This window comes from Janthinobacterium amylolyticum, assembly GCF_051380655.1.
Classification (GTDB): Bacteria; Pseudomonadota; Gammaproteobacteria; order Burkholderiales; family Burkholderiaceae_D; genus Janthinobacterium.
The window spans coordinates 50,468-67,147 of sequence record NZ_JBNYXL010000005.1; the positions used below are offsets into that span (position 1 = coordinate 50,468).

16 protein-coding genes are annotated in these 16,680 nt (G+C 66.0%); 1 reads left to right on the forward strand and 15 read right to left on the reverse strand.

Translation table 11 applies throughout. The features are described 5' to 3' along the window. The first annotated feature begins 124 nt into the window (after window positions 1–124). A complete protein-coding gene (locus ACQ4WR_RS11670; RefSeq protein ID WP_436487379.1) occupies window positions 125–904 on the forward strand; it encodes a helix-turn-helix domain-containing protein in 780 nt (259 codons plus the stop codon). Here ACQ4WR_RS11670 and ACQ4WR_RS11675 read toward each other — a convergent pair. From ACQ4WR_RS11675 to ACQ4WR_RS11745, 15 genes are all read right to left on the reverse strand, one after another. Then, a complete protein-coding gene (locus tag ACQ4WR_RS11675; protein WP_436487381.1) occupies window positions 877–3,147 on the reverse strand; it encodes a patatin-like phospholipase family protein in 2,271 nt (756 codons plus the stop codon). The two genes, ACQ4WR_RS11670 and ACQ4WR_RS11675, sit on opposite strands and share 28 nt — an antisense overlap. A gap of 73 nt (window positions 3,148–3,220) precedes the next feature. Then, entirely contained in the window at window positions 3,221–3,787 is a 567-nt protein-coding gene (locus ACQ4WR_RS11680; protein WP_436487382.1) for a type II secretion system protein N, read from the reverse strand. Window positions 3,788–3,802: 15 nt separating this feature from the next. Continuing rightward, window positions 3,803–5,023 carry a type II secretion system inner membrane protein GspF gene (gene gspF, locus ACQ4WR_RS11685; protein WP_436487383.1) on the reverse strand — a complete coding sequence of 407 codons (1,221 nt, stop codon included), beginning with the start codon at window positions 5,021–5,023 and terminating at the stop codon, window positions 3,803–3,805. Between the two features lie 10 nt (window positions 5,024–5,033). After that, a complete protein-coding gene (gene gspE / locus ACQ4WR_RS11690) occupies window positions 5,034–6,455 on the reverse strand; it encodes a type II secretion system ATPase GspE (protein WP_436487385.1) in 1,422 nt (473 codons plus the stop codon). Window positions 6,456–6,465: 10 nt separating this feature from the next. Next, a complete protein-coding gene (gene gspD, locus ACQ4WR_RS11695; RefSeq protein ID WP_436487386.1) occupies window positions 6,466–8,712 on the reverse strand; it encodes a type II secretion system secretin GspD in 2,247 nt (748 codons plus the stop codon). Next, complete coding sequence (locus ACQ4WR_RS11700; protein WP_102297255.1) at window positions 8,709–9,485, reverse strand: type II secretion system protein N; 777 nt, start codon at window positions 9,483–9,485, stop codon at window positions 8,709–8,711. Before ACQ4WR_RS11700 ends, gspD begins: the two co-directional genes overlap by 4 nt. Continuing rightward, complete coding sequence (locus tag ACQ4WR_RS11705; RefSeq protein WP_436487388.1) at window positions 9,482–10,015, reverse strand: type II secretion system protein M; 534 nt, start codon at window positions 10,013–10,015, stop codon at window positions 9,482–9,484. Before ACQ4WR_RS11705 ends, ACQ4WR_RS11700 begins: the two co-directional genes overlap by 4 nt. Further along, window positions 10,012–11,241, reverse strand: coding sequence for a type II secretion system protein GspL (gene gspL / locus ACQ4WR_RS11710; RefSeq protein WP_436487390.1), 1,230 nt, complete (start codon window positions 11,239–11,241; stop codon window positions 10,012–10,014). The genes ACQ4WR_RS11705 and gspL overlap by 4 nt, the downstream gene beginning before the upstream one ends. Before the next feature lie 18 nt (window positions 11,242–11,259). Continuing rightward, the gene (gene gspK, locus ACQ4WR_RS11715) at window positions 11,260–12,243 is read right to left on the reverse strand and encodes a type II secretion system minor pseudopilin GspK (protein WP_102297247.1); all 984 of its coding nucleotides are present in this window, start codon (window positions 12,241–12,243) and stop codon (window positions 11,260–11,262) included. Beyond that, window positions 12,240–12,863 (reverse strand): PulJ/GspJ family protein, encoded by a 624-nt coding sequence (locus ACQ4WR_RS11720; protein WP_102297245.1) that lies wholly within the window; start codon window positions 12,861–12,863, stop codon window positions 12,240–12,242. The genes gspK and ACQ4WR_RS11720 overlap by 4 nt, the downstream gene beginning before the upstream one ends. Continuing rightward, complete coding sequence (gene gspI, locus ACQ4WR_RS11725) at window positions 12,863–13,255, reverse strand: type II secretion system minor pseudopilin GspI (protein ID WP_436487393.1); 393 nt, start codon at window positions 13,253–13,255, stop codon at window positions 12,863–12,865. The genes ACQ4WR_RS11720 and gspI overlap by 1 nt, the downstream gene beginning before the upstream one ends. Then, window positions 13,255–13,740 (reverse strand): type II secretion system minor pseudopilin GspH, encoded by a 486-nt coding sequence (gene gspH, locus ACQ4WR_RS11730; protein ID WP_258003116.1) that lies wholly within the window; start codon window positions 13,738–13,740, stop codon window positions 13,255–13,257. The genes gspI and gspH overlap by 1 nt, the downstream gene beginning before the upstream one ends. 27 nt (window positions 13,741–13,767) lie before the next feature. Next, window positions 13,768–14,220, reverse strand: a complete 453-nt coding sequence (gene gspG / locus ACQ4WR_RS11735; protein WP_102297242.1) for a type II secretion system major pseudopilin GspG — start codon at window positions 14,218–14,220, stop codon at window positions 13,768–13,770. Window positions 14,221–14,313: 93 nt separating this feature from the next. Further along, window positions 14,314–15,075, reverse strand: coding sequence for a HesA/MoeB/ThiF family protein (locus ACQ4WR_RS11740; RefSeq protein WP_436487396.1), 762 nt, complete (start codon window positions 15,073–15,075; stop codon window positions 14,314–14,316). A 64-nt stretch (window positions 15,076–15,139) separates the two neighbouring features. Beyond that, window positions 15,140–16,633 (reverse strand): S41 family peptidase, encoded by a 1,494-nt coding sequence (locus ACQ4WR_RS11745; RefSeq protein ID WP_102297238.1) that lies wholly within the window; start codon window positions 16,631–16,633, stop codon window positions 15,140–15,142. Window positions 16,634–16,680: the final 47 nt, after the last annotated feature.

The following is a 16,680-nucleotide window of genomic DNA, read 5'->3' on the forward strand; positions in this document are numbered from 1 at the left end:
TCTGGCGCCACCTGCAGGAGTGTCATCGCTTTTGCCGAGAAGTACCATCTGCTTGTGCAAAGTGCCATTCCGGGCTACATTCGGTACCGTCATCCGCCACCAAACTTGCAAGAAGGGAATTATCGTGAGCTCGCCCGAATTGGTTTTACGCGTGCTGCGCACGCAATTGCGCGCCGCCGGCATTACCTACAAGGTACTGGCCGAACGCATCGCCATGAGCGAATCGAGCGTCAAGCGCATGTTCGGGCAGCACGACATGTCGCTGTCGCGCCTGGCCCTGATTTGCAAGGCCTCGGGCATCGCCATGGAAGACGTGCTGCGCGGCGCGGCCGACATCACGCCGCATGCCGACACGCTGACGCTGGTGCAGGAAAAATCGCTGATCGCCCATCCCCGTCTGCTGCTGGTGGCGATCTGCTGCCTTGGCCACTGGAGCATGGAGCAAGTGGTGGAAACGTATGCGCTGACGCAGGCCGAATGCATCGGCTACCTGGCCGAACTGGACCGGCTGGGCTTGATCGAACTCAAGCCGCTGAACCGCTACAGCCTGCGCGTCTCGAACGCCTTTCACTGGCTGGCCGACGGCCCGGTGCAGCAGTATTTCCGCGAACATGTGGTGGCCGACTATTTCAGCGGGCATTTTGACGGCGCCGGCGAAACCCTGATGTGCATCCCGGCGCGGCTGTCGCTGTCGAGCGCGCAGGAACTGGTGCAAAAGATCCGCCAGCTGGCCGAGGAGCTGGCGCGCCTGCACCAGGGCGACCGCCGCCTGGCGCCGCAGGAGCGCGACGGCTTTACCCTGCTGCTGGGTTTCCGTTCATGGGAGTTTGCCGCCTTCACGGCCCTGCGCCGCAGCACGGCCGCCCCCGCGGCGCCCTACCAGACAGGCCCCAGGAACAGATAGAAGGTGCTCTCGCCGCCCTTGGTGGCGCCCGACGCCATGTAGACGGGGCCGAAGCGCGTATCGACGGAGATGAAGGCGCTGCCCGCCTGCGTGAACTTGCTGGCTTTCCAGCGGTCGCTCTGGTCGAAGCCGCCGCCCATTTCCAGCGAAAAGCCGGCCCGCACCACGCCGCCCAGAGTGCTGGGCAGGGAGCCGATGCGGCGTGCCATCACCAGGCGCGCCAGGGCGATACTGCGCCCGCTCACCGATTCAAATTCCGTGCCGGACAGGCGCAGGAAGCCGCCCAGGTTGAGCGGCGCCTCGCCCCGCTGCGCACGCGCCCATTCGCCGTACACATGGCCGGCCCAGTTGCCGCTGCTGAACGCCTTCAGCGCCGTGATGGACGAGCGGCCCAGGGCCGCATCGTCCGTTCCCGTGGTCAGGGCCCGCGTCCAGGTTGCGTCCAGCAAGGTGCCGCGCGTGGGGAAGCCCGGCGAATCGAGTGTATCGACGCGGAACTGCACGAACTGCGTGGTGCCCAGCGCGCGCGATTCCGGCTGCGTGGGGTCGGCCGGAATCGCCAGCTTGGCCTTGACCTCCGTGCGCGAGATGCCAAACTGCAGATCGCCCCAGGTACCGAACTGGCGTCCCAGCACCAGCGCCGCTGCCTGGCCGTTATAGGCCACGCGGGAGCTGCGCCGGCCCTTGTCGAACAAATCCATCGCCGACGAGGTGTACTGCAGCTGCGGCGCGATATACCACGGGTTGCCGGCGCCCAGCGGCTGCCAGAACTGCACCCCGTAGCCGCGCTCATTGCCGATCTGCGCCGTGCTGCGCAACTCGCCGCCCCAGCTGTTCAGGTTCGAGCGCACATGCAGCAGCTTCAATGCAAAATTATTGCTGTCCCTGAAGTCGCTGGCCAGTTCCAGGCCCACGCGCAGGCGGTTGCTGGCCCACGGCGCCTCGACGGCCTTGATGCTCACCGTGCGCTGCTCGCCCGCGTCGACCACTTCCGTCTCCACGCGCGCCACGTCGCCGCGGCCATACAGCTTGGCGGCCGCCTTGAGCACCTCTTCCTGGCTTACCAGCTGCCCTTCCACCAGCCCGGACTGGGCCTGCAGGATGCGCGGATTGATCTCGCCCTCGCTCTCCACGGCCAGGCGCGTCAGCGGCAAGGCCACGTCCAGCAGGGCCGGTGCGGCCAGGCGCAGCTGCTCGCGCGCCGCGTACTGCTCCGGCGGCAGCGCCAGCGGCGCCAGGCGCGCGGCCAGGGCCTGCGCCGCCTGCTCGCCGGCGCGCATGGCGCGCGCATAATTTTCAAAATCGAGGAAACTCACGCCCGTCAGGTCGGGCGCCACCAGGATGTCCTGCGCACGCATTTCCTTCAGTGAGCGCTGCACGTTCTGCTCCGTGAGGATCTGCAGCATCTGCTGCGCCACGCCGATGGCGCTGCCCAGGTCTTTTTCCGGCGCCAGCGGCGTGCCCACGTTGACGGCGATGACGATGTCGGCGCCCATGGCGCGCGCCATGTCGACGGGCAGGTTGCGCACCAGCCCCCCGTCGACCACCAGCCGGTTGTTCACGCGCACGGGCGAAAACACGCCCGGCACGGCCAGCGAGGCGCGCATCGACAGGAACAGCGGCGTGTCGACCAGTTCCACCAGTTCGCCGCTGACCAGATCCGAGGCCACCGAGCGGAATGGCAACGGCAGCTGGCTGGCCGGGCGGTCGCGCATGCCGGCCGGCAGCAGCCGGTTCAGCGCCATCTCCAGCGCCGCATTGCTGGCGGCCGCGGGCGGCGTGGAAATGCCGTTGCGGCTGACGCCAAACTCGATGCGCGAAGGCAGCAAGAGATCTTCCTCGCGGCGGCGGAACGCCAGTTCGTCGCGCGGCGGACGGTCCGCCACCACGCGCGCCCAGTTGGTCTCGCGCGCCATCTTTTCCAGCTCGGCGACGGAAGCGCCGGCCGCATATGCGCCGCCCACCACGCCGCCCATGCTGGTGCCGACCACCATGTCGATCGGCACATGCAGCTCCTGCAGCACCTTGAGCACGCCGATATGCGCGAGGCCGCGCGCGCCGCCGCCCGACAGCACCAGGGCGATGCGCGGGCGCGCCGCCACGGGCGCAGGTACTGCGCTGGCGGCGCGGACGGTTTCAGGGGGGGATGCGGCGGCGGGAACATCGGCGGCAACGCCAGCTTGGGGCAAGGCGCATAGCGCCGCCACGCAGCCTGCTGCCAGGACGGCACGGATCGAAAACATGAAAACTCCTGTAGCGCTGGCGGCATGGCGCCAGCGGCAAAAACACGATACGACGTAGGGACGGCTACGTCACTTAATTTGATGGCGGCGGCGTGACGGTCGTCACCGGCGGCGCGGCCGGCATCATCGCTCCCGAGCGCGGCTGCGTTTCCATCGGCAGCGGCGGCGGCACCAGGTTCGTTGCCGGCGCCGGCGCCGGCGTGGTCGCGGCACCCGGCAGCATGGCTGGCAGGGCCAGCGCCTTGTCGTCGGCCACCAGGTCGATGCGTTTGCTCACGCCGCCATCCTGCAGCAGCACGTGGCGCGCATGCACCTCCTGCACCGTCACGCCGGGCACCACTTCGGTACCCTCAGGCACAGCCACCGACGGCTTGCCATCGGTCGAGATGATGGCCACGCTGCGGCGACCATTGCTGGCGGCCACCACGCCCTTGAGCTGGTAGTTGCTGGCCGTGGCCACGCTGACCTGGCCGCCGAACAGCGAGGCGCCCGCTTCCACGCTGGCATCCTGCACCACCGGCACGGCGGGCGGATTGATGGGCCGTTGCGGTGCCTTGAACAGCTGCATGGCCCAATAGGCCAGCGACACGGACAGCGCCACGACGGCGAGCAGACTTACGAATTGGGGCAAACGCTTCATGGCTTCCTTGAGTTCTTATCTTACGAGCTGATTGATTTCGATAATCGGCATCAGCACGGCCAGCACGATCAGCAGCACCACCACGCCCATGGCCAGGATCAGGGCCGGCTCCAGCAGGCCGGCGATGGTCAGCGTGCGGCGTTCCAGATCCTGCTCCTGGGCGCTGGCGGCGCGTTCCAGCATGGCCGGCAGCTCGCCCGTGATTTCACCGGCGCGTATCATGTGGATCAGCATGGGCGGAAAATGCTTCTGCGCCGACAGCGCGCGCGCCAGGCTGACGCCTTCGCGCACGGCACCGCTGGCCTCCTGCACCAGCTCCTGCATCGCCACGTTGGTCAAGGTATCGCGGCTGGTGTCGAGCGCACGCAGGATCGGCACGCCGGAACCCGTGGTGATGGCCAGGGTGCTGGCGAAACGCGCCGTGTTCAGGCTGCGCTCGAACTTGCCGTACAGGGGCGCCGTCAGCAGCCAGGTATGCCAGCGCCGCTTCAGCGCCGGCTGCTGCAGCGCGCGCCGCCAGGCGAACCAGGCGCCGGCCACCAGCACGGCCACGATGAGGCCGTAGTTGCGCACGAAGTCCGACAGCGCCAGCATGATCACCGTCAGCATGGGCAATTTCTGCTTGGTGTTGGCGAATACGGAAACGATCTGCGGCACCACATAGGTGAGCAGGAAAATGACGATGGAAAACGCCACCACCGTGACGATGGCCGGATAGGTAAACGCCAGCTTGACCTTCTGCACCAGCGCGTTGCGCCGCTCGATGTAGTCGGCCAGGCGCGACAGCACGCGCGACAGATGGCCGATCTGCTCGCCCGACGCCACCAGCGCGCGGTAAATTTCCGCGAAGTCGCGCGGATGGCGCGCCAGCACGTCGGAAAACGCGGCGCCGCCGATCACTTCCGAGCGGATCGAGGCGATCAGGTCGCGCAGGTAGGGCCGCTCGGCCTGTTCCAGCAGCGCGGAAAAGGCCTGCTCCAGCGGCAGGCCCGCTTCCAGCAAACTGGCCAGCTGGCGCGTAAACAGCGCCAGCTCGGTACTCGACAGGCGCTCGCCGAAGCCGCGCCGTTTGGTGACGCCGGCGGCATCGACCTGCGCGGCGATCTGTTCGACGGCCAACGGCACCAGGCCTTGCACGCGCAGCTCGGCGCGCGCGGAACGGGGACTGTCGGCATTGAGCACGCCCTTGCGGGTGGCGCCTTGCGCATCGACGGCTTCATAACGGAATGCGGGCATGGTGGCGGGCCTAGTCTTTGGTCACGCGCAGCAATTCAGCCTGCGTGGTGGTGCCGTCGCGCAGCCAGCGTTCGCCGTCGTCGCGCATGCTCAGCATGCCGTCCTGCAGGGCCACCGCGCGCACTTCCGCTTCGGAGGCGCGGTTGTGGATCTGCGCGCGGATCTGCTCCGTCGTGCGCAGCAGCTCGTACACGCCGACACGGCCCTGGTAGCCCGTCTGGCCGCAATGCTCGCAGCCGACCGCCTGCCAGTATTCGCCATCGAAGGTCTTGCAGGAGCCGCACAATTTTCGCACCAGGCGCTGTGCCAGCACACCCAGCAGCGACGACGACAGCAGGAACGGTTCGATGCCCATGTCCAGCAGGCGCGTCACGGCCGCCGAGGCGTCATTCGTGTGCAGGGTCGCCAGCACCAGGTGGCCCGTCAGGGATGCCTGCACGGCGATCTGCGCCGTTTCCAGGTCGCGGATCTCGCCAATCATGATCACGTCCGGGTCCTGCCGCAGGATCGCCCGCAAGGCCTTGGCAAACGTCATGTCGATGCGTGGGTTGACCTGCGTCTGGCCGACGCCAGCCAGGTCGTACTCGATCGGGTCTTCCACCGTCAGGATATTCGTCGTCGTCGCGTTGAGCATCGACAGCGCCGCATACAGGGTGGTGGTCTTGCCCGAGCCGGTCGGCCCCGTGACCAGCACGATGCCGTGCGGCTGCGTGATCAGGCCATCGAACTGCGCCAGCATGGGCGCGCTCATGCCCAGGTGCTGCAGGTCCAGGCGGCCCGCTTCCTTGTCCAGCAAACGCAGCACGGCCCGTTCGCCATGCCCGGTCGGCAAGGTCGAGACGCGCACGTCGACGGGCTTGCCGCCCACGCGCAGGGTGATGCGGCCGTCTTGCGGCAGGCGCTTTTCGGCGATGTCGAGCTGCGCCATGATCTTGATGCGCGAGATCAGCGAGCCGTGGATGGCCTTGCGCGGACGCACGACGTCGCGCAGGCTGCCGTCGATGCGGAAGCGCACGACGGAAGTCTGCTCGAACGGCTCGATGTGGATATCGGAGGCGCCTTCGCGCAGCGCCTGCGTGAGCAAGGCGTTGATCATGCGGATGACGGGTGCGTCGTCGGACGATTCAAGCAAGTCCTCGATGGCCGGCACGTCCTGCAGCAGCTTGGTCAGATCGAGGTCGGCATCGAATTCATCGGCCATCTGCGAAGCGTCGCCACCGCCGCCCGCGTAAGCGCCGGCAATGGCCGCATCGAGTTCGGCGCGCGGCAGCACCGTCAACTGGATCTGGCCGAAGCGGCGCGACACCTCGGCGATCGCCGCCGGTGCCGTCGCTGCCGCCACCAGCACCTCGACGGGGGCGCCATCGACGGCGCCAGGCCGGGCCAGCAGGCCGAAATCGCGCGCGTAGGCGTAGGGTAGCAAATTACTCATGGCGACCCGATCACTTCTGCGGCTGCGGCTGTTGCTGCTGATATTGCTGCAGCATCGACTGCGGCGGCGTGGCCGCGTTGGCCGGCGCCCCTGGCGGCGGCGTCGGTGCCGGCGGCACGGGGCGCGTCACCATATTGCCGCCCACCGGCTGGCCATCCTGCAAGGCTGGCAGCACGGGCGTGCCCAGGTCTTTCAGCATCAGGTTGCCCGTGGCCGGCACGGCGGCCGTCTCGGCCGAACGCATGTAGTCATAGCGGTCGGCGGCCAGGCTGCCACTCTGCTCCTTGTTGCGCACGATGACGGGGCGCAGGAACACCATCAGGTTGGTTTTCTTGCGCTCGCGCGTCTGGTACTTGAACAGATTGCCCAGCACGGGAATGTCGCCCAGGCCGCGCACCTTCTCCGCGTTGTCGCCCGTGCTGTCCTCGATCAGGCCACCCAGCACGATGATCTGGCCATCGTCGGCCAGCACATTGTTTTCGATGACGCGGTTGTTGATGGTGATGCCGCTGACGGCCGAGGCCGTGGATTTGTCCACGCTCGATGTCTCGTGATAGATGCCCAGCTTGATGGTGCCGCCTTCGGAAATCTGCGGGCGCACCTTCAGGGTCAGGCCCACTTCCTTGCGGTCGATGGTCTGGAACGGGTTGGTGTTGGTGCCGGCCGTGCTGGTGTACTGGCCCGTCAGGATAGGCACGTTCTGGCCCACCTTGATGGTCGCCAGTTCGTTGTCCAGGGTGATCAGGTTCGGTGTCGACAGGATGTTGGCGTTGCCGTCCGATTCCAGCGCATGCGCCAGCGCGCCCAGGCCCAGCGCGCCATTGATCTGCTTGAAGATGCCCAGGGTCAGGCCGCCCGTCGGCAAGACCTTGCCGCCGCCCGTGGCGAGGGCGGCGATGTTGTTGGTGGTGCCCGAGGCGAACGACTGCAGCGCGCCGACGCGGTAGCTGCTGGTGCTGTCGCCCGAGAGCCCCAGCCACTGCACGCCGAATTCGGAGGCCTTGGCCGACGTCACTTCGACGATCAGCGCCTCGATGTAGACCTGGGCGCGGCGCACGTCGAGCTGGTCGATCACGGCGCGCAGGTTGCGGTAGACGGCTTCGTTGCAGGTCAAGATCAGGGTGTTGGTGGAAGCATCGGCCTGGATGAAGCCGGCCGCGCCGCCCGAGGACAGCTGCTGCGGTCCGTTGCTCAGCGAAGCGCCGCCCGTGGTGCCATTTTGCGTATTGCCGCCCAGGCCAGTGCTGTTCATGCCGCTGTTGCCGCTCTGGCTATTCTGGTTGTTCGCGTTGATGCTGTTCGTGCCGCCCTGCTGCGCCGAGGCGGCCGTGCCGTCCGACGTCACCACCGAGCGCAGGGTCTGCGCCAGCTTGGTGGCGTCCGCATTTTTCAGGTACACCACGTGCACATTGCCCAGCTGCGTGGTGGGCTGGTCCAGCTTCGAGATCAGCGACTTGGCCAGGTTGGCGCGCGCCGCCGATGGCGCGCGCAGCACCAGCGAATTGGTGCGCGGGTCGGCCAGCACGGACACCTTGCCCGCGTCGGCCGCCGCACCGGCGCCGGCGCTGCCGCCTTCCATCAGCTTGTTTACCATCGAGGCCAGGTCGGAGGCGATCGCATAGCGCACGGGAATCACGTCCAGGTCCGTCGAGGCGGGCACGTCAAGCGCGGCGATGATCTTCGCCAGGCGCTTGAGGTTATCCGCGTAGTCGGTGATCACCAGCGAGTTGTTGCCGGGGTTGGCGTTGATCGTGTTATTCGGCGAAATCAGGGGGCGCAGCACGGCCAGCAGGTTGGCCGACGATTCGTAGTTCAGGTAAAACACCTGGGTGGCGATCTGGTCGCCCTTTACCTGGCTGCCGCTGTTGCCGACCTGGGTCGGCACGGACTGCAGCTTGGCGTCCGCTTCCGGCACCACCTTCGCATAGCCGTCGCCGGAGACCACCGCATAGCCCTGCAGGCGCAAGGCGGAAGCAAGCAGTCCGAAGGCCTGGGTCTTGCTGATGGATTTTTCCGACACCAGGGTGATCGTGCCCTTCACGCGCGGGTCGATGACGAAGTTGATGTTGGTGTAGTGGCCCACCGCCTTGATCACCGATTCGATGTCGGCGCCGACGAAATTGAGCGCCGCTTCATCGCCGGGCGCAGCCCAGACAGGCGCCGGCAGGCCGGCCACGGAACAGCACAGCAAGGCGGCGGCCGACAGGCGGCGCAGCGAGAAGGAGGAGGTATTTGGGCTCACGGATGGTTTTTTCATTGTCTAAACTCTAAGGCGATGATGTTTTTTTCGCTATTGCTACGGCGCTGTCCCAGCAAATTCAACAAACTCGCCAAGGTCTCTTCATATCCTGCTGCGGCCTGGGCCTGGCCGGAAAACTGCATGCGGCCCTGATTCAGGCTACCGCTGCCATCGAGCAGCAGCGGTCCCTTGATGGAGCGCAGTGTCAACGTCGCCTGCTGCCCCTGCCAATCAAAATCGAGTTCATAACTGCCCAGCGGACGCAAGGACGACAGGCGCGAAGCCATGTCCGTCATCTGCAAGGTGGTGCGGCCAACGGCGGAAAACTGCTGCTTTTCCAGTGCCAGCTGCAAGGTGCTCCATGACAGGCGCATGCTGCCCGTCGGCGCCACGGTATTCAAGGGCGCGCCCAGGCCGCCCAGGCCATCGGCCGGCAGCAGCAGGGCCGCCGGGCTGACTTGCCAGTGCGACCAGGAACCGCGCAAGTTCACGGCCTGCGACAGCGCCTGCGCGTTCTGCAGTTCCACGTCCACCGAGCCCCACAGCACCGAGGGTGAAATGCGCCAGCTGAAGCGCCCCGGCAGCAGCGGCGTCACGGCGCCATTCGCGCTGGCAGCCCCGCCAATAAAGGCCGAGCCGCGCCACAGGGTACCTTGCGCGTCGCCCAAGGTCAAACGTCCGCCCGTCTGCTTTTCCACGATGCCCGCCACCCAGCCGGCCGGGAAAAATACCAGCAAGGTGATGCAGACGCTGGCAACGATGGCCAGCAGCCATCCGAGCAGGCGCATCATCGCACCGCGCCCGGGCTCTGGTGCAGGCTCAGGCTGGCGTCGACCAGCCCGGCCTTGGTCTGCGCCGTGATTTTCGCTTCCTGCACGGCGATGCGGCCTTCGCGGCGCAAGCCGTCGAGCCACAGCATGACGCTGGCAAACGGCACGCCCGTCAGCTGCACGCGCGCATATTCGCCCGTCATCGACAGCGATTGCGGCGCCAGGCCGCGCGCCTTCAGCGACGCTTCCAGGCTGGCGCGCGTCATCGGCGCCACTTGCACCGGCGCCTGGCGCGACAAGTCGCCGGCTTCACGCGCCAGCGCCTGCAGCTGGGCCGCATTCTGGCGCAGCTCGGGCAAGCTCTTTTGCAATTCGCTGCGGCCCGTCCAGGCCGGCTCAAAAAACACCGCATAGACGAGGGCCAGCCCCGCCACCACGGCGCCAATCGACAGCAGCTTGCGCTCCTGCGGCGTGCGCTCGCTCCAGAACGTTTGCACGGCCTGCTGGCGGGCGGCCAGCACGGCGCGCCCCCGGTTCACTGCTGCACTCATGCTTTTGCTCCCGTGGCTGGCGTGATCTTCCACACGCCCGGCTCCGTTTCATTCAAGGCCAGCTTGCGCGCGGCCAATCCTTCGCGCACCTGCGCCTGGGCGCTGGCGTCGACCATGTCCGGCTTCAGCCTGACGATCAGGCTGCGCTCGCGGTATTCCAGCGAGGCCACCACGCCGCGCCCGGCCAGGCCGCCCAGCGCCTCGCCCAGGGCGGCGCTCATGCTGGTAAAGTCATCCATGCTGGCCTGGCCGCTTTGCAGCTTGGCGGCAGCGATATTGCGCCGCATCTGTTCCGCCTCCAGCCCATACACGGGCGTCTCGTTCGGATAGGCCGCCTTGAAGGTTTGCTGCATCGAGGTGCGCACGGTGGCCACCTCGCGCTTCAAACGCATCCATTCGATATTCATGCCCGCCAGGTTGACCACCACCGTCAGCAGCGCCAGGCGGATGGGCCAGCGCCAGCGACGCCAGTCGGCCGCCGCCCCCGTCGCCGTGCCCAGCGCGCCGGCCAGGTCCAGTCCCGCATTTTTCGCCCCGGCGATCCAGTGCGCCCAATGATCGGGTTCCACCGTCACGCCATCCATGCCGGCGGCCAGCTGCTGGTACTGCGCCAGCTCGGCCTGCGCCACATACACCGTCAGGGGCACGTCGCCGGCAAACGCGCGCGTCGTCAGCAGCGCCTGCTGCGGCTGCGCCGGCAAGACCAGGCCCAGACCCTCTTGCGGCGCCTGGCGCAAGGCCAGTTCCAGGCCATCGCCGACGGCGTGCAGGGAAGCCGTCACGCTGCCCGGCTGCAAGGGCAGGCACAGCTGCGACGGCAGCAGCGCCACCTTGCGTGCGCCCTGCGCCAGCAAGGCTTTGACCAGTACCTCGGCCCAGGCGCGCTGCGCCACGGCCACCGTGCGCATGCCGCTGGCATCGGGCGCGCCGGCGGCCAGCAGGCAATCCTGCGCCTCGCCCAGAATGTGTTCTTCCACCAGTCCTGGCAGGGCCGCGCGCAAACGGGCGCCAGCCAGCGGCGGGGTTTTCAGGCGCAGCAGGGTCACGTCGGCCGCCGCCAGCAGCAAGACCACCTGCTTCGCGCCGGCGATCAGCTGGCCCAGGCTGCCCAGTGCCGCACTGCCCTGCTGCAGCAAGGCGCCGCCGTCGCCGGCCAGCACGAAGGAGCAGGCAGGTGCGCTGTCGGTGGACGCCTTGGCCGGATGGCGGATATACAAAGTTGTCAAAGTGACTCGCTTTCAGGGTTAATTTTCCCGCAACCAGACCAGGCTGGTGGTGCGCTGCGGATCCGTTTTTCGATTGACGAGCGCCACGGCATCAAGGGCGGCGCGGTCCAGCCGCACGCGGATGACGGTCAGGAAGTAGCGGCTCTTCACATCGGCATCGACGCCATCAATCACTTGCTTGTCATTAATATTATTCTTGAAGTTAGGCAGATCGACAAACTTTTTACGCGGATTGCTCAAGGTCAGCGCGCTGGCCTCGGACAAGGACATGGTCGTGATGGCGGCCAGCACTTCGGCCGGCGCCGTATTCACGTTCACCGCCGTCAATTCCGGCAAGATGATGACGAAGTCGCGCAGCTGCTCGATCATCTGCGGCGTGTAACCGGGCACGGCCAGCAAATCTTCCACTTGCGTAAACGCCACCGGCTCGCTGCTGCCGCCGGACGCGGGCGTGGCGGCCGGCGTCTTGCCATCGCCGCTGGTGCCGCTGCTGGCTGCGCGCGGTTTCGGCTTGGCGCGCAGTACGGCATCGGCCGTTGCCTGCGCCAGCCCGCTGTCGAGCTGCAAGTTCGACAGCAGGCGCTGGTAGGCCTGCACCTGCTTCGGATTGACGTCGCCCGTGGCGGCCACCAGATTGGTGATATTGAAACGCGCCTGGGCGTCGAGAGCGCGGCCCGACACGGTGGCGTCGAATTTTTCCGTGTCGACCTTTTCGCGGTCGACATAATCGTCGAGCCGCGCTTCCTCGATGGGCGTGGCCCACACGCCATCGAGCGCCGTCAGCGAGGGATTGTCCTGGCGCAGCCAGAAGCGGGCGAAGTCGACCATGCCGCGCATGGCCCACTGCGTCTGCAGGCGCAGCCGCTGGTTTTCCATCGAGCGCACCTGCACCTGCTGCTGCCAGAACAGGCTGGCGACCACCGTGATGGCCAGCGCCGTCAGCAGCAGGGCCGTGATGACGGCCACGCCGCGCTGGCGCGAAGGACGTGTCAACGGCTTCATCCCGGCCCCAGCAAAAAGACTTTGGACAGGCCCGCTTCCTGGCCCGGCATCTGCAAGGTCACTTCCAGGCCCGGCACCTGCGTCGAGATGGTGGCGCCCGCCGTCAGCACGTTCCAGGCGCCATTGCTCCAGCCGCGCATGACCATGCTGTCGACGCCGCGCATCAGGATCACGTCGGCGCTGGCGGTATCCGTATCGTCGCGTGCCGCCTGCCACAGGGTGTCGAGCACGGCCAGGTCGCGCGTGCCGTTCGACTCGCGCCGCGTCAGCACGCCGCCATTCAGGCGGTAAGTGACCACTTGCATCTGTTGCGGTTCCTGCTCCGAGGCGGCCAGGCGCACCAGGGTCAGGCGGTCATTTTCCGCCGTCAGGTTGGTGCGGCCATTCAGCAGATTATTGTTCAGGCCGGCGCCGGCCAGGTGGTCGCAATCGCTCTGCATCTGGGCAAACGCCAGCTGCATGCCGCGCGCCTGCTCCAGCTGGCTGGTCAGCACTTCGCGCGAACGCACGATGCTGTCCAGGCCGCGCCAGCCCAGCACGGCGACCATGGCCAGGATGCCGATCGCCACGAGCAGCTCGATCAGGGTGAAGCCGGCGGCGGAGACGGGACGGCGCGCCATCAGTCGTTAAAGGAAAGCAGCACCAGGCGCACGATGCGCCGGGCAGGATATTGCGCGTCATACACATTGACGCGTACCTGGCGGATGCGGGGATTCGGCGTGGCCACCACCTCTTCCTCGCAAATGAGTTTCAAGTCGCCTTGCGGGCAGTCGACCGTGCGCTTGCCCGTCTGCGGGAAGGTTTTCGCCAGGCGCAGGCGCACCAGATGGTTTTCCGCCGACCAGGTGGCCATCATGGCGCTGCGCAAGCCGTCGCTGTTCTGCGTCAGGCTGCCGACGGCGCGCAGGGAGGCGCCCAGCGCCGTGCCGACGATGACGAGCGCCACCAACACTTCAAGCAGGGTGAAGCCGGACTGCGCGCCGCGCTGCTGGCGGTGGGGTGAGCGCCGCATCATTGCTCGACCGTGAAGTGGCCGATGCCGTCGGCGCGGATGGCCACGCTGCGCTCGCCGCTGGCCAGGGTCAGCACGAATGGCTTGTCGACCGGTTCGCGGCCGAAGATGATGCGCAGCGGCTGGGCCACGCTGTTCGACGGCTGCACGCTGAGCAGCATGGGGGTGTTGGCGAAGGTCCGCTCGCGCAGCAAATCGTCCTGCGTCACGGGTTGCCACAGCTTTTCATTGAGCACCAGGAAACGGTATTGATTTTCATCGGCCTCGAAGGCCACTTGCCGGCTGCGCACGATGGCTTCATCGCGCGCCAGCTGCAGCAGCAGGGCGATGCGCTCGGCTTCCTTTTGCAGCGCCTGCTGGCCGTTCGGCATGGCGTTCAGCGACACCAGGCCCAGGGTGACGCCGATGATGACCATCACCACCAGCAGTTCGATCAGCGTGAAGCCACGGCTGCGGGAGTAACGCCCGTGTGGCATGGCGCGCATGAGCATGAAATGTGAAAGCGGGGAAACTTACAGGTCCCACGAGCCGATATCGGCATCGTCGCCGCTACCGCCTGGCTGGCCATCGGCGCCCAGCGAAATGATGTCGACTTCGCCCTTCACGCCCGGCGACAGGTACTGGTAAGGATTGCCCCATGGATCTTTCGGCATCTTTTCCAGGTAGCCGCCCGCCTTCCAGCCATTCGCGGCCGGTCCCGTGGTCGGTTTTTCGATCAGCGCATGCAAGCCCTGCTCGGTGGTCGGGTAGCGCTGGTTGTCCAGGCGATACAGTTTCAAGGCTTGCATCACGGTAGCGATGTCGACTTTCGCCGCCGCCACTTTCGACTCGCCAGTGCGGGCGATCAGCTTGGGCACCACCAGCGAGGCCAGGATGCCCATGATCACCACCACGACCATGATTTCGATCAGAGTGAAGCCACGCGCGCGGCGCTGGCGTGTCGGATGGTTTGCTGCGTTTTGCATAAGAAAGAGAGAAGAAGGTGAGTAATGAGTGCAGAGTATAAAGCGGAAATATGACAAAGCCTGTCATATAGGGAAAAATTTCTGCCGCGACTCTCAGGCCGGCAAGACCACTTCGCCGCAGACGGCGCAGCCGGGGTCGCGGGCGACCTGCATGCTGCTCCATTCCATGTGCAAACCGTCGAGCAACAACAGGCGCCCGGCCAAGGACTCTCCCACGCCCATCACCAGTTTCAAGGCCTCGGCCGCCTGCATGGCGCCGACCACGCCGACCAGCGGCGCGAACACGCCCATGGTCGAGCACGCCTCATCCGTGAACTGCTGCTCCTGCGGGAACAGGCAGCAATAGCAGGGCTGCGTGCCCGCGCGCGGATCGAATACGCTCACTTGCCCGTCGAAACGGATGACGGCGCCCGACACCAGCGGCACCTTGTGCGCCACGCAGGCGCGGTTGACGGCGTGGCGCGTGGCAAAGTTGTCGGTGCAGTCGAGCACCACCGTGCTGGATAAGACCAGTTCGGCCAGGCGCGCGCCGTCGAGGCGCTCCTGCAAGGCCATGATTGCAATGTCTGGATTGATGCCAAGCAAGGTTTCGCGCGCCGACAGCACTTTCGGCTGGCCCACGCGGGCCGTCGTGTGGGCGATCTGGCGTTGCAGATTGGTCAGGTCGACCGTGTCGTCATCGACCAGGGTCAGCTTGCCGACACCGGCCGAAGCCAAATACATGGCGGCCGGCGAACCGAGCCCGCCCGCGCCGATCACCAGCACATGCGCGTCCAGCAGGGCTTGCTGGCCTTCGATGCCGATCTCGTCTAACAGGATGTGGCGCGAGTAGCGCAGCAGTTGATTGTCGTTCATGATGTCATTTCCACTGCAAACCCCAGCCCTTGCGCCAGGTTTGGGGAGCGACTGAAATTACGCATCAAGGCTTCTGCACCGGAATCTTTTTATCGTCCGCCTTGATGTCGGAAGCGATTTCCGGCTTGGCGCTGATCTTCTCGTCCTTGGCATCCACCTTGGCCAGCTGCACCGGCAGACCCTGGAAATGGTTCAGGGCTTGCTGCAACTGGAAATCATCCTTGGCGCCGTATTCGAGCGGCTTGCGCTTTTTCGCCGTGGCGATCAGGCGCTGCTCTTCTTCCAGTTGATCCTGCATGCCTTCCATGGTCGGCTTGACCGCTTCCGGCTTGCCATCGTTGCTGCTCAGGTGTTTTTCCAGATCCGCCTCGCGGATGCGCAGGCTGTTCCAGCCATCGCCCTCGGCCGTTTCATCGACCAGCAGGTCGGGCACGATGCCGCGCGCCTGGATGGCGCGGCCCTTCGGCGTGTAGTAGCGCGCCGTGGTCAGCTTGACGGCCGTGTCGGCCGTGATCTGGCGCAAGGTTTGCACGGAACCCTTGCCGAAGGTCTGCGTGCCGATCACGGTGGCGCGCTGGTAATCCTGCAGGGCGCCGGCGACGATTTCCGAGGCGGAGGCGGAACCGGCATTGACCAGCACCACCAGCGGCACGGTCTTCAGCGCGGCCGGCAGCTTGGCCAGCGGGTCAGCCTTGGCACCCGGCGGCGCATAGAATTCGCGGCGACCGTAAAACACCTGTTTCGATTCCGGCAACTGGCCCTTGGTCGAGACGATCACCGAATTGCCCGGCAGGAAAGCCGTGGCCACGCCAATGGCGCCCGGCACGACGCCGCCCGGATCGTTGCGCAAGTCCAGCACCAGGCCCTTGAGCTTGGGGTCTTGCGCATACAGCGCGTTGATCTTTTTGACCATGTCATCGACGGTCGGTTCCTGGAACTGGGCGATGCGCAGCCAGGCATAACCGGGCGCGACCATCTTGGCCTTCACGCTTTGCACGCGGATTTCCTCGCGCACAATGGGGAACACCAGCGGCTTGCTTTCGCCCTTGCGCGACATGGTCAGCACCAGCTTGCTGCCGGGCTGGCCGCGCATCTTCTTGATGACTTCTTCCAACTGCATGCCTTTGAGCGGAATATTGTCGAGACGGGTAATCAGGTCGCCCGCCTGGATGCCAGCCTTGGCGGCAGGACTGTCCTCGATGGGCGAGACGACTTTCACGTAGCCGTCTTCCATGCTCACTTCGATGCCGATGCCGACAAACTTGCCTTGCACGCTTTCGCGCATTTCCTTGAAAGCATTTTTATCCAGGTAGACGGAATGCGGGTCCAGCGAGGACACCATGCCGGAAATGGCTTCCGTCAGCAGCTTCTTGTCTTCCACCTTTTCGACATAATCGCTCTTGATCAGGCCAAACACGTCGGACAGCTGGCGCAGCTCGTCGAGCGGCAAGGGGGCATTCGTGATTTTCTGCGCCACGGCCGGAAATTGCAGCGACATGCCGATACCGGCCAGTACGCCCAGACCAATCAGGCCGATACTTTTGACTTTGATGCCCATATCTTCTTCGCAATCTACAAATACGCTGCCGCAGCAATGGTGGGGAA